The organism is Dactylosporangium vinaceum (genome assembly GCF_019904175.1).
Taxonomy (GTDB): domain Bacteria; phylum Actinomycetota; class Actinomycetes; order Mycobacteriales; family Micromonosporaceae; genus Dactylosporangium; species Dactylosporangium vinaceum.
Window position 1 is genome coordinate 10,448,676 of sequence record NZ_CP061913.1, and the last position, 11,929, is coordinate 10,460,604.

At 69.7% G+C, this 11,929-nt stretch carries 8 protein-coding genes and 1 pseudogene; 7 read left to right on the forward strand and 2 right to left on the reverse strand.

The annotated features are described in order from the left end of the window. Positions 1-171 precede the first annotated feature (171 nt). From Dvina_RS46950 to Dvina_RS46975, 6 genes are all read left to right on the forward strand, one after another. Positions 172-1,032 carry a flagellin N-terminal helical domain-containing protein gene (locus Dvina_RS46950; RefSeq protein WP_223098083.1) on the forward strand — a complete coding sequence of 287 codons (861 nt, stop codon included), beginning with the start codon at positions 172-174 and terminating at the stop codon, positions 1,030-1,032. Between the two features lie 186 nt (positions 1,033-1,218). Next, a complete protein-coding gene (locus Dvina_RS46955) occupies positions 1,219-2,079 on the forward strand; it encodes a flagellin N-terminal helical domain-containing protein (protein ID WP_223098085.1) in 861 nt (286 codons plus the stop codon). A 66-nt stretch (positions 2,080-2,145) separates the two neighbouring features. Further along, positions 2,146-3,516: a flagellar filament capping protein FliD gene (gene fliD / locus Dvina_RS46960; protein ID WP_223098087.1), complete on the forward strand. Its 1,371-nt coding sequence runs from the start codon at positions 2,146-2,148 to the stop codon at positions 3,514-3,516. Positions 3,517-3,559: 43 nt separating this feature from the next. Then, positions 3,560-3,946: a flagellar export chaperone FliS gene (gene fliS, locus Dvina_RS46965; RefSeq protein ID WP_223098089.1), complete on the forward strand. Its 387-nt coding sequence runs from the start codon at positions 3,560-3,562 to the stop codon at positions 3,944-3,946. Then, a complete protein-coding gene (locus Dvina_RS46970) occupies positions 3,943-4,269 on the forward strand; it encodes a hypothetical protein (RefSeq protein WP_223098091.1) in 327 nt (108 codons plus the stop codon). The genes fliS and Dvina_RS46970 overlap by 4 nt, the downstream gene beginning before the upstream one ends. Before the next feature lie 174 nt (positions 4,270-4,443). Beyond that, the gene (locus Dvina_RS46975; protein WP_223098093.1) at positions 4,444-6,612 is read left to right on the forward strand and encodes a glycosyltransferase; all 2,169 of its coding nucleotides are present in this window, start codon (positions 4,444-4,446) and stop codon (positions 6,610-6,612) included. A 981-nt stretch (positions 6,613-7,593) separates the two neighbouring features. Here the strand turns inward: Dvina_RS46975 and Dvina_RS46980 are convergent. After that, on the reverse strand, positions 7,594-8,838 hold the full coding sequence (locus Dvina_RS46980) for an IS256 family transposase (protein ID WP_223098096.1): 1,245 nt from the start codon (positions 8,836-8,838) through the stop codon (positions 7,594-7,596). A gap of 399 nt (positions 8,839-9,237) precedes the next feature. Here Dvina_RS46980 and Dvina_RS46985 point away from each other — a divergent pair. After that, positions 9,238-10,035: pseudogene (locus tag Dvina_RS46985) on the forward strand (IS5 family transposase). 120 nt (positions 10,036-10,155) lie between these two features. Here the strand turns inward: Dvina_RS46985 and Dvina_RS46990 are convergent. Then, positions 10,156-11,748 carry a glycosyltransferase family 4 protein gene (locus tag Dvina_RS46990; RefSeq protein ID WP_246656677.1) on the reverse strand — a complete coding sequence of 531 codons (1,593 nt, stop codon included), beginning with the start codon at positions 11,746-11,748 and terminating at the stop codon, positions 10,156-10,158. Positions 11,749-11,929: the final 181 nt, after the last annotated feature.

The following is an 11,929-nucleotide window of genomic DNA, read 5'->3' on the forward strand; positions in this document are numbered from 1 at the left end:
CGTGCGTGGGGGCCGGGCTCTTCGCGGTGCGGGCCGGCCCCAGGGCGGTACCCCCGCCGCCGGATCTTGAAAATATCTCGCGGAAACCCTTTGGTGGCAGGCATTCCCGCCGAAGTTATGAGCGACCGGCCCACGGATGGACCGGCGTGACCCGGCTCAAGGAGGAAGATCATGGGTCTTCGCATTAACAACAACATCGCTGCTCAGAACGCCTACCGTAACCTGTCGGTGACGGACGGCCAGATGAGCAAGTCGCTGGAGAAGCTGTCGTCGGGTTACCGGATCAACCGGGCGGCCGATGACGCCGCAGGCCTCTCCATCAGCGAGGGTCTCCGGTCCCAGATCGGCGGCCTGAAGGTCGCGGTTCGCAACGCCCAGGACGGTATTTCGGTCGTCCAGACCGCTGAAGGTGCGCTCACCGAGACGCACTCCATCCTGCAGCGTATGCGTGACCTGTCCGTTCAGGCGGCCTCCACGGGTTCCCAGGACTCCGATGCGCGGTCGGCCGCTCAGACCGAGTTCACCCAGCTCGGCCAGGAGCTCGACCGCATCGCCTCAACCACGTCGTTCGGGAGCCAGAAGCTGCTGGACGTCGGTGGTAGTGCCTACACGGGCACGTTCCAGGTCGGCGCGAACGGTTCTTCGTCCGACCAGATCGCGGTCAACCTGAGCACCGCCGCCTTCGGCAGCGGTTCTACCCTGACCGGGTTCGACTCGGCCGGCCTCGGTGTCGGCTCGCTCGACCTGACGAGCGCCGGGACCGCGGCGATCGACGCGATCGACAAGGCAATCAAGGGTGTTTCGACGGCTCGGGCCACCCTGGGTGCGTACCAGAACCGGTTCGAGCACACCATCAACAACCTCAACGTCGCGGTCGAGAACCTCTCGGCTTCGGAGTCGCGGATCCGCGACACCGACATGGCGCAGGAGATGGTGTCGTTCACCCGCTCGCAGATCCTGACTCAGGCCGGCACCAGCATGCTGGCCCAGGCCAACCAGGCGCCGCAGAACGTCCTCTCGCTGCTGCGCTAGGACCTACGGGCTTGACCTGACCCAGAGGGCACAGGCAGGGCACGGCATCCAGCCAGGGCGCCGTGCCCTGCTACATGATCTCCTTTAGCTTTTCCCCTCAAGCGATGCCCGTGTAGTCCGATTGGACCGGAAGAAGACGCGTCTCAGGCCGCGCGAGGCCGGTTCGATGACTCAGGGAGGAGCGCCATGGGTCTCAGGATCAACAACAACATCGCTGCGCAGAATGCCTATCGGAACCTGTCGGTGACCGACAGCCAGATGGGCAAGTCGCTGGAGAAACTCTCTTCGGGATACCGGATCAACCGGGCCGCGGACGACGCGGCCGGCCTGTCCATCTCCGAGGGGCTCCGATCACAGATCGGCGGCCTGAAGGTCGCCGTGCGCAACGCGCAGGACGGCATCTCCGTCGTCCAGACTGCTGAAGGTGCACTGACCGAGACCCACTCGATCCTCCAGCGCATGCGCGACCTGTCGGTGCAGGCGGCGTCCACGGGTTCGCAGGACTCCGACGCCCGCTACGCGGCCGAGACCGAGTTCTCCCAGCTCAACCAGGAGCTCGACCGCATCGCCAACACCACCGCCTTCGGCGGCCAGAAACTGCTCGACACGTCGACCACCCCGTTCATCGGGACCTTCCAGGTCGGCGCGAACGGCTCGGCCTCCGACCAGATCACGGTGAGCCTGGGCACCGCCGCCTTCGGCAGCGTCTCCGGCGTGACCGGCTTCGACTCGGCCGGCCTCGGTGTCGGCTCGCTCGACCTGTCCACCGCCGGCACCGCGGCGATCGACGCCATCGACACCGCCATCAAGGGCGTCTCCACCGCCCGCGCCCAGCTCGGTGCGTATCAGAACCGCTTCGAGCACACGATCAACAACTTGAACGTCGCCGTCGAGAACCTGTCCGCGTCCGAGTCCCGCATCCGGGACACGGACATGGCCCAGGAGATGGTGTCGTTCACCCGCTCGCAGATCCTGACCCAGGCCGGCACCAGCATGCTGGCCCAGGCCAACCAGGCACCACAGAACGTGCTGTCACTGCTGCGGTAACCCGTCACAACCGTCCGGGGAGGAGCACGGTCTCCTCCCCGCTCGCCTCTCCTCAGGAGGTACCGCATGGTCACTGGCGCCAGCGTCGACGGCCTCGTCTCCGGCATGCAGACCTCGTCGGTCATCGCCGGTCTGATGCAGGTCGAAGCCGCACCGCAGACGGCCCTCAAGGCCAAGGTCGGCACACAGCAGAAGATCGTCAGCTCGTACCAGTCCATCAACTCGAAGATGAGCGGTCTGCTGACGGCGGCGAAGGCCCTCAACGACCCGACCGCCTGGAAGGGTGCGACGGCCACGTCGAGCTCCGACTCCGTGCTGGCCACCACGAGCGCGACCGGCAGCAACCAGACCGGCTCGGTGACCTTCAAGGTCAAGAGCCTCGCGGCCGCCGAGTCCCGGATCTTCTCCGCCGGCTCCGTCGCCGCGACCAGTGACAGCATCACCTCGTCCGCGGGCATCTCGTTCACGAACACGGCCACCGGTGAGGTCAAGAACCTGCCGATCACCGACACGTCGCTCAAGGGCGTCGTCGACGCCATCAACGCCTCCAGTGACGTGCCCGTCAAGGCCACCGCGATCCAGCTCGCCCCCGGGAAGTACACCCTCCAGCTGACCTCCAAGGACACCGGCGCCGCCTCCGCGTTCTCCATCGGCGGCGTCGACGGCCTGGGCACCGACGTGGCCGCGACCCAGGGCTCCGACGCCGTGCTGACCGTCGGCACCACGAACGCGTTCGAGATCTCCTCCTCCTCGAACACCTTCAAGGGCCTCATGGACGGCCTGACCGTCACCGCGAAGGCCGTGACCAAGGACACCGACCCGCCGATCACCGTCGGCGTGTCCAGCGACACCGACGGCATCGCGGCAAAGGTCCAGGCGATGGTCGACGCGGCAAACGGCGCGCTGTCCGAGATCGGCGCGCAGACCCAGAACTCCAGCGGCTCCGTGCCCGCCGGCACCCTGGCCGGCAACTCGTCGATGCAGCAGCTGTCGAGCAACATCCTGCAGACCGTCTCCGGCGGCGCCGGCGGCCTGGGCAGCCTCAAGGACGTCGGCATCGAGCTGACCCGCGACGGGAAGCTCACGTTCGACAAGACCAAGTTCGTGTCGGCCCTCAACGCCGACCCGATCAAGACGCAGTCGTACTTCAACGGCACGACCGACACCGACGGCGACGGCATCAAGGACGGCCTCGCCGACAAGATGGTCGGCATGGCGAACAAGGCCACGCAGTCGAACACCGGCACCCTGGCCCAGCTGATCACCAGCGGCAACAGCGCGATCACCGACCTCAACGACCGGATCAGCGACTGGGACGTCCGCCTCCAGCAGCGGCAGGCGACGCTGCAGAAGCAGTTCACCGCGATGGAGACGGCGCTGGGCTCGCTGAAGAACCAGTCATCCTGGCTGTCCGGCCAGCTGGCGTCGCTGGGCTGAGCGCGGCCCTGTTCGTCGTCTGTTCGTCGTCGGGAGAGGCTGCATGACCACACAAGCCCTGCGCAACCGCTACGTCACCGACAGCGTCTCCACCGCGCCCCCGGCGCAGCTGCTGGTGATGCTCTATGACCGGCTCGTGCTCGACCTGATGATCGCCGGCCAGGCCCTGGAGGCCGGCGAGACCGCCACGAGCTCGAGCCGGGTGTACCACGCCCAAGAAATCCTGATGGAGCTGCGCGCGACGCTCGACACCTCGGTGTGGAGCGGCGGCCCGGGCCTCGCCTCGCTCTACAGCTTCATGATCAATGAGCTGGTGCAGGCCAACGTCGCCGGCGACCGCGCACGGATCGAGACCGTGCAGGGCTTCGCCGAGCAGCTGCGCGACGCGTGGCGGGAGGCGGCCACGCAGGTGACGGCGCAGGGGCGATGAGCGCCGACCGCTCGGCGGCCTGGAGCGCCGCGCTGGAGGCCATGGAGCTCGAGGCGGACGCGGTGGAGCAGATGCTGCGCCACCGCGAACTGCTGGAGCAGGCGGCGCAGAAGATGGTGTTCGTGCCGCCGGCCGGGATCGGCCCCCTGCCCCTGGAGCTGACCGACCGCGCCCACCTGCTCGTGCAGCGGCAGCTCGACCTGGCCCGCGAGCTGTCCATCGCCATCGCCGGCAACCGTCAGCAGGCGCGGCTGGTCAACCGGACCCGTCGCGAGGGCAGCGGCGGCGGCCCTCCCCCGGTCTACCACGACATCAGAACCTGAAGGCTCGAGCGGTTCGCGCGTTCGCGGACTCCGGAGCCACCGCGCTTCCTCGAAGCCGCCGGGGCTCTCGCCGCCCTTCTGCTGGGGAGCGCCCCGCCCTCTGCGCACCTTTGCGCCGGTTGACGGCAACCGAAAAACTCTTGATTTGCGCCCGTTTGCGACGATCTGGACGGCATGAGCCACATCCCGGTCTCCGTCATCATCGCCGCCGGTGGGAGCCCCGACGACTTCCACGCCTGCCTCGAGTCGCTGCGATCCACCCTCGGCCTGCGCGACGAGGTCGTCTGCGTGATGCCGGCCGACCGCCCCGAGCTGCGAGCCGAGCTGCGCGGGCAGACCTGGCTGCGGGTCGTCGACGCGACCGGCCCCCTCCCCTGGGCCGACGGGCTCAACGCCACCCGCCACCCGATCGTCGTCTTCCTCGACGGCGACGTCGTGCTCTCCGCCCACTGGCTCGACCCGGTGCTGGAGGCGTTCGGCGACCCGTCGGTCGTCGCCGCCGGCCCCCGCGTCCAGCACAGCTACGGCCCCCAGCAGGCCGACCCGCCCGAGGCGGCGATGGAGAGCGCCGCGGCGTTCAAGGCCTACGCCCGGGAGTGGCGCCAGGAGCACCGCGGCGAGTTCCTGGACGTCGACCGCCTCGGCCCGGTCTGCGTGGCCATCCGCCGCGACGCGCTGATGATCGCCGGCGGCCCGAGCCTCGACCTGCCGTACGACGAGCTGTCCGCCCAGGGCCGCATCGTCGTCGCCCACGCCGCGCTCGTCGCCCACGTCGGCTCCCCCGCCTGCGGCCTGCGCCAGCCCGACCCGCCGGCCGACGCCCCACTGCTCACCGCCAGCCTCATCGTCAAGGACGAGGAGGACGTGCTGGCCCGCTGCCTGGTCGCCCTCCGCGAGCTCGCCGACGAGATCGTCGTCTACGACACCGGCTCCACCGACCGCAGCGTGGAGATCGCCCGCGAGCACGGCGCGAAGGTGGTCGAGGGCTACTGGAGCGACCACTTCGGCGACGCCCGCAGCCGGTGCCTGCAGCACTGCTCCGGCCGCTGGGCCCTGTGGGTCGACGCCGACGAGGTCTTCACCGGTGATGCGCGCATCGTGCGGGATGCGCTGCGGTACAGCGAGAACAGCGCCTTCTTCGCCACGATCGACAACCGCGAGGGCCACGAGGGCGGCGCCGGCTCCAGCACCATCTACTTCCCGCGCATGTTCCGCCGCGTCCGCGGCCGCATCTACGGCCGCCTCCACGAACAGGTGGTCGACCGCATCACCGGCCGCTCACTCAACGGCTCCCTGCTGCCCGACCTGGTGCTCGACCACTCCGGCTACACCCGCCTGCGCGGCACCCTGAAGAACAAGGCCGAACGCAACCTGCGCCTGGCCACCCTGGCCGCCGAGGACGTCAGCGGCCTGACCGCCGTCGGCAACCTGGCCCGCTCCCAACTGGGCTCGGGCCACTACGACGAGTGCATCGAAACCGCCCGCCGCGGCCTGGAAGAGGCCCAGGAGCACACGCACAAGGTCCTGTTCCTGAAGATCCTCGCCGACGCCTACATCACCGTGGGCCGCCTCGCCGAGGCCAACGAGATCGTCGAGGACCTCCGCAAGGTCGCCAACACCGCCTTCACCGTGGGCGAGCACGAGGTCAAACTCCGCTTCGCCGAGGGCGACTACGAGCGCACCTTGGAAATCATCGCCGACCTCCCCGAGTCAGGCGCCAACGACCTCCTCTACGGCGTCGGCAAGGGCCGCTTCGCCGGCCTGCACGTGGACGCCCTGAGCCGCCTGGACCGCCCCCAGGAGGCCGCGTACCACCTGCGCCGCTGGCTCAAGGAGGGCCAGGTCCCGATCCCGGTGGCCCGCATGGCCCAGGTCCTGGGCGCCGCCGACGGCAGCCTGGCCGAGGTCGCCGAACTCCTCCCCCCGCAGAACGTCCGCGGCCTGCTCTTCAGCATCGCCGAGGCCCCACCCGAGGCCGCCGACGAGCTCCTGGAAGCCCTGTGGCGCCGCTACCCGGGCGAGGCCACAGTCCTCACCCTGGCCGCCCGAGTGGGTCGCCGGGTCCCCCTGATCCGCGCCATGGAGTGGTCGGCCCGCCTACGCCAACACGGCTTCCCGGACCAGTGCACCCTCCTGGCCCTCTCCGCCGACCACCGCCGCACTCCCCGGGAACGCACCCTGGCCGCCGCCATAGCCTTGGAGATGTTCCACGACGAGACCGCGCTGCCGCTGCTGAACGACGCGCTGACCGACGTGCCGGACGACCTCTCGGCCGGCATCCTGGAAGAGATCCGAATCCTGGCCCCGAGAGTCTCAGCGAGCATCGAACTGGCCGACGCCTGACCCACCCTGTATGGGCCTCTCCACGCCTCCGGCCACCACCCGCACACACTCCACCGCCGGCCGGAAACCGCGCGACGTTCTCATGAGCCGCATCCCCGCACGCGCGAGCCGCATCCCCGGCACTCGCGCGGGGCGCAGATCAACACAGACGCCGGCCAGCCGAACTCAAGCACCGCAGACACGCGGACGGAAGCCACTCCCGCGACGCTGATGCAGCGACACGGCCCTCTAAGCGCGGGACCCAGCCAACGCCGCGCGGACGCGCACTGAACCACCAAGCGCTCCGGCAGCCAACACCGCTCGGAGACGCACGCTCGGAAGCGCGGACAGACACGCTCGGACGCGAACACGCACGCACGCTCGGATGCGCAGACACACACACTCGGCTACCCACCCGCGGATACGCACGCGCGGACGCGCATGCACGCTCGGCCGCGCGGACAGACACGTTCGGCCATCCGCCCGCGACCCGGAAGCTCGGAAGCGCGGACGCACACGCGCGCTCAGCCACCAATCGCCGGCGTACATACACGCGCGGAAGCGCACGCGCGGAAGCGCACGCGCGGAGGTGAACACCGGCAACATGCTGCGAACGACAACACCCGATCGCGCGCACGCGGGTGGCACGGGCTCGGGCGACGCGGACCGCGAGTGCGCACCCAGGCACAAGACCAAGCGGCACGGTCACGCAACCAGGCAACGTTGACCCTCCCGAGATCATCGGAGCAGAAGCGCGGACGCGGACGGGCCCGGCACGAACGGACGCGCGGACGCGACGGTCAGGAACGAGCGCGCGGGCGAGAGGGTCAGGAATGAGTGGGCGGACGCGGAGGCCACAGAATGAGCGCGAGGAAACGAGGCTGCGAACGAACGCGCGGACGCGAAAGCCACGAAGGAGTGCGGACGCGGGCTGGCGCACAGGCGGTCACGTCCGCGCTGGTGGTGTAGGAGGCGGTCAGCGCTGATCCGTTGTGGTTGATGTTAGGCGGCGGTCAGTTGTGTGGTGGCCGGGTCGGTGTCGGTTCCCTCGGTGGTGATGACGGTCATGCGGGCTTTGACGAGGGTTTCGAGGCTCATGTAGCGGCGGCCTTCGCTCCACTCATCGGTCTGTTCGGCCAGGACGGCGCCGATGAGGCGGATGATCGCGGCGCGGTTGGGGAAGATCCCGACGACGTCGGTGCGGCGGCGGATCTCCTTGTTGAGCCGTTCCTGCGGGTTGTTGGACCAGATCTGGCGCCAGATGTCGCGGGGGAACGCGGTGAAGGCGAGGAGTTCTTCGCGGGCGTCGTCGAGGTGGTCCGCGGCGTCGGGGAACCGTTCGGCGAGGGTCGTCACGGTGCGGGCGTACTGCGCGCGGACCGCGTCGATGTCGGGCTGGTCGAAGATCGTGCGGACGAGGGTCGCGACCCATGGCTGCGCCGACTTGGGCACCTTCGTGAGCAGGTTGCGCAGATAGTGGGTCCGGCAGCGTTGCCAGCCGGCGCCGGGCAGGGCAGCGCCGATCGCGGAGACCAGGCCGCGGTGAGCATCGGAGACGACGAGGCGGACGCCGGACAGGCCGCGGGCGGTCAGGGAGCGCAGGAACTGAAGCCAGCCGGCGCCGTCCTCGTCCGAGGTCACGTCCAGGCCCAGGACCTCGCGCTGGCCGTCGGCGTTGACGCCGGTGGCGATGAGCGTGTGCACGCCGACGATCCTGCCCCGTTCCCGCACTTTCACGACGAGGGCGTCCAGGGCGAGGAACGTGTAGGGGCCGGTGTCGAGAGGCCGGTTGCGGAACGCTTCGACCTGCGCGTCCAGGTGTGCGGCCATCTCGGAGACCTGGGACTTGGACAGGCCGGTGATGCCTAGCTGCTCGACGAGCTTCTCCACCCGCCTCGTGGACACCCCCAGCAGATACGCCGTGGCCACCACCGACACCAGGGCCTGCTCGGCGCGGCGGCGGTGCTGCAACAACCAGTCCGGGAAGTAGGAGCCGTGCCGCAACTTCGGAATCGCCAGTTCCACGCTACCGGCGCGGGTGTCCCACTCCCGAGCTCGGTAGCCGTTGCGCTGGTTCGTCCGCCCGTCACTGCGCTCGCCGTACTCGGCGCCGCACACGGCGTCGGCCTCCGCGGACATCAGCGCCTCGGCGAACGTCTTCACCATCGAACGCAGCAGATCGGGTGACGCCGAGCCAAGTTCCTCACGCAGGAACCTGCCGACGTCCACACTCTTGGGTGCGGTCATCGCTTGATCTCTCCTTCGTTTACTTCGCCGTTTCGAAGGATCAAGCGGTGACCGTCTCCATCTCCTCAACCACTACAAAGGTGGGCGATTCGTACACCACTCCCGTGGACGTGACCGCACAGGCACCGCGCACAAACGAGCGCTGTGTGACGGCGCGTGGGCGTGAGCATCGCGGGCGGGAGCGCGCGGGCCGGGCACTGCGCGCGGAGTGGCGGGCCGGGTCCGGGAGCGGGCGGCTGAACGGCCGTCGGATGACGGCGCGTGGGCGTGAGCATCGCGGGTGGCTCGGGCGGGAGCGCATAAGAGTTCCTAACAGAGATGGTCAATGAACCTCTGGCGTCCCTTGTGGACGATTGTCTATCATGCTGAGCTGTGCGGCGTGGTGAGCAGCCGCCGTGGATCGTGCCCGATGGATTGTGGCAGCGGATCGAGCCGTTGCTGCCCAGACATGTCCCACGCGATCCGCGGCGTCCCGGTCGGAACCGGGTCCCGGATCGGCAGGTGCTCTGCGGGATCTTGTTCGTGCTGCACACCGGGATCCAGTGGGAGTTCCTGCCCCAGGAGCTCGGGTTCGGCTCCGGGATGACGTGCTGGCGGCGTCTGGAGGAGTGGAACCGCGCCGGAGTGTGGCAGCAGTTGCACGAACTCCTCCTCGCCGAGTTGCAGGGCGCAGGAAAGCTGGACTGGTCCCGGGCAGTCATCGACTCCTCCCACGTCCGCGCCGCCAGACGTGGCCCAAAAGCGGTCCGAGCCCGGTCGACCGCGCCCGAGCGGGCTCGAAGCACCACGTCCTGACCGAGGGCGCCGGCATCCCCCTGGCCGTGACCTTGACCGGCGGCAACCGCAACGACGTCACCGAACTCCTGCCCCTGATCGACAAGATCCCGCCCGTGCGGGGCCGTCGGGGCCGGCCCCGGCAACGCCTCGAGATGGTGTTCGCCGACCGCGCCTACGACCACGACAAGTACCGCCGAGCCGTACGCGCCAAAGGCATCCGCCCCCGCATCGCCCGGCGCGGCACACCACACGGCTCCGGACTCGGCGTCTACCGGTGGGTCATCGAGCGGACGATCGCCTGGTACCACGGCATGAAACGACTCCGCATCCGCTTGGGAACGCCGCGACGACATCCACGAAGCGTTCCTCAGCCTCGCCACCTGCATCATCACGTACCGACACGTCGTACGACTTTGTTAGGAACTCTAAGCTGAGCGCTGCGGGCGGCGCGGGTTGGGGACTGACAGAGCCTCAGCCGAGCAGGGTGGGCGGCGTGGCTTGGGTGGAGTGAGGCTGGGTTGCGGCTCCGGGGGTGAGGGGTCAGAAGGTTCGGCGGATCAACGTGGCTGGGTTGTCGAACCATTCTTCGTGGTGGGTGGCTGGGCCCAGGAGGTCGATTGCTGCCACATACGCCGCCCCGTCCACCCGGCGGGTGGCCAGGCGGGCTACCGTCGCCTGCAGGTACTGGTAGTCGCTGTGGTCGGGGTACTCGCGCACCGCCCCCGACACCAGCTCCGCCGCCTCCACGTCGCGGCCCAGTTCCAGGAGCGACAGGATTACCCAGCGGCCGGCGGCGGCGCGGGTCGGGCCTGAGTGTTGGAAGGCGGACATGAAGCCGTCCAGCGCCGGCTCGAAACGGCCCTGTCTGAAGTGTTCCAGCGCGGCCGCGTAGGGCAGGTCGGGTGGTGGGGTGTCGGCGGTGGCCGGGAGGTAGGCGTGCACCGTGTCGGAGCCGGCGTTGCGGCGCCGGGCCACTACTCGCCAGCGGACTGCGCGGTGGGCCTCGAACGCGGGGAACGACACCGGTACCGCGATCGCCCCCGCCGTCGTCGCGGCCGCGTAGGCGTGCAGCCGGGGTTCGAAGTCGGCCGGGTACTGCAGGCCCGCCAGGTCGAAGGTCCAGTCCGGCGGGAGCGGTGGTGGGGTCCAGGCGGCGGCGGCTGCGCGGTAGGACTGCTCCAAGCGGTCGGTGATGACGTCCCAGGAGTAGCCGGCGGCGGTGGTCAGGCCGCCCTCCCGCAGACGCTCGGCCAGGGCCGGGTCGTCCAGGAGCCGGCGGACCTGGGTGGTCAGGGCGGCGACGTCGCCCACGTCGGCCAGGAGGGCGTTCGTGCCGTCGCGGGCGTATTCGAGAACACCCGTGTTGCGCGTGGCCACCACTGGCGTACCCGAGGCCATCGCCTCCAGGCAGGGTAGCGAGAAGGACTCGTAGCGGGAGCAGCAGACGTACGCCGCGGCGCCGCGGAACAGGGCGCCGAGGGTCGGCTGGTCGGGCGAGACGACCACTCGGCCCAGCGGCTCCACCGGAGGGCGCGGGGTCACCCACACCAGGTCCAGCGGGCGGGGCTCGGCGCAGAGGGCGCGGTACACCCGGCGCATTTCGTCCATGCCCTTGAAGGCGTTGCCGTCCCAGCCCACGAAGAGCAGGTACGGGTGGTCGGCGGTGGCGGGTGGGCCCGTGGGGGTGAAGATGGTGCGGTCGACGGCGTTGTGGACCACCGTCGCGGGGACGTCGTAGCGGTCGCGCAGGACCTCGGCCACGGTGCCGCTGACCGTGATGGTGGCGTCGGCGGCGGCCAGGTTGCGGGCGGCGAGCCGGAAGATCTCGGGGTCGACCTGCTCGAAGAGGTGGAAGTCGCCCTGCTCGAAGTGGATGACCGGGGCGGTGCCGACGGTGCGGGCGGCCAGGATCTGGTCCCAGTAGCCGCAGATGATCACGTCGGCGGGGCCGATGTATGCCGACAGCTCGATGCCGAACGGCACCTGCCGGAAGTCGCAGCGCAGGTCGAACCAGTCGGGGCGGGGGAAGTGGCTGAGGACCGTGACCTGGTGGCCGCGGGCCGTGAGGCGGTTGGCGTGCTCGAAGAGCACCCGGGCACCGCCGCCCACGTCGGTGCGTGGAGCCAGGTACACCAGACGCAAGCAGGCTGGACTTCCCGCGATGCCGGCAACGAGAGACGCAGGCACCGCCGCCGGCAAAGCGGTGCGGGATGCGAACTCCCGCCGCCGGGCCGCCGCCACCGCTGCCGGCAGATCCGGGCACAGCGCGCCGGCCACCGACGGCGAGAAGGACTTGAGCCGTAAACCCATGACC

Bases quoted from the DNA above. Each gene is read 5' to 3' on its own strand.
- Dvina_RS46950 (WP_223098083.1), top strand. From the start codon at position 172: ATGGGTCTTCGCATTAACAACAACATCGCTGCTCAGAACGCCTACCGT.
- Dvina_RS46980 (WP_223098096.1), bottom strand. From the start codon at position 8,838: ATGACCGCACCCAAGAGTGTGGACGTCGGCAGGTTCCTGCGTGAGGAA.
- fliD (WP_223098087.1), top strand. From the start codon at position 2,146: ATGGTCACTGGCGCCAGCGTCGACGGCCTCGTCTCCGGCATGCAGACC.
- fliS (WP_223098089.1), top strand. From the start codon at position 3,560: ATGACCACACAAGCCCTGCGCAACCGCTACGTCACCGACAGCGTCTCC.
- Dvina_RS46975 (WP_223098093.1), top strand. From the start codon at position 4,444: ATGAGCCACATCCCGGTCTCCGTCATCATCGCCGCCGGTGGGAGCCCC.
- Dvina_RS46955 (WP_223098085.1), top strand. From the start codon at position 1,219: ATGGGTCTCAGGATCAACAACAACATCGCTGCGCAGAATGCCTATCGG.
- Dvina_RS46970 (WP_223098091.1), top strand. From the start codon at position 3,943: ATGAGCGCCGACCGCTCGGCGGCCTGGAGCGCCGCGCTGGAGGCCATG.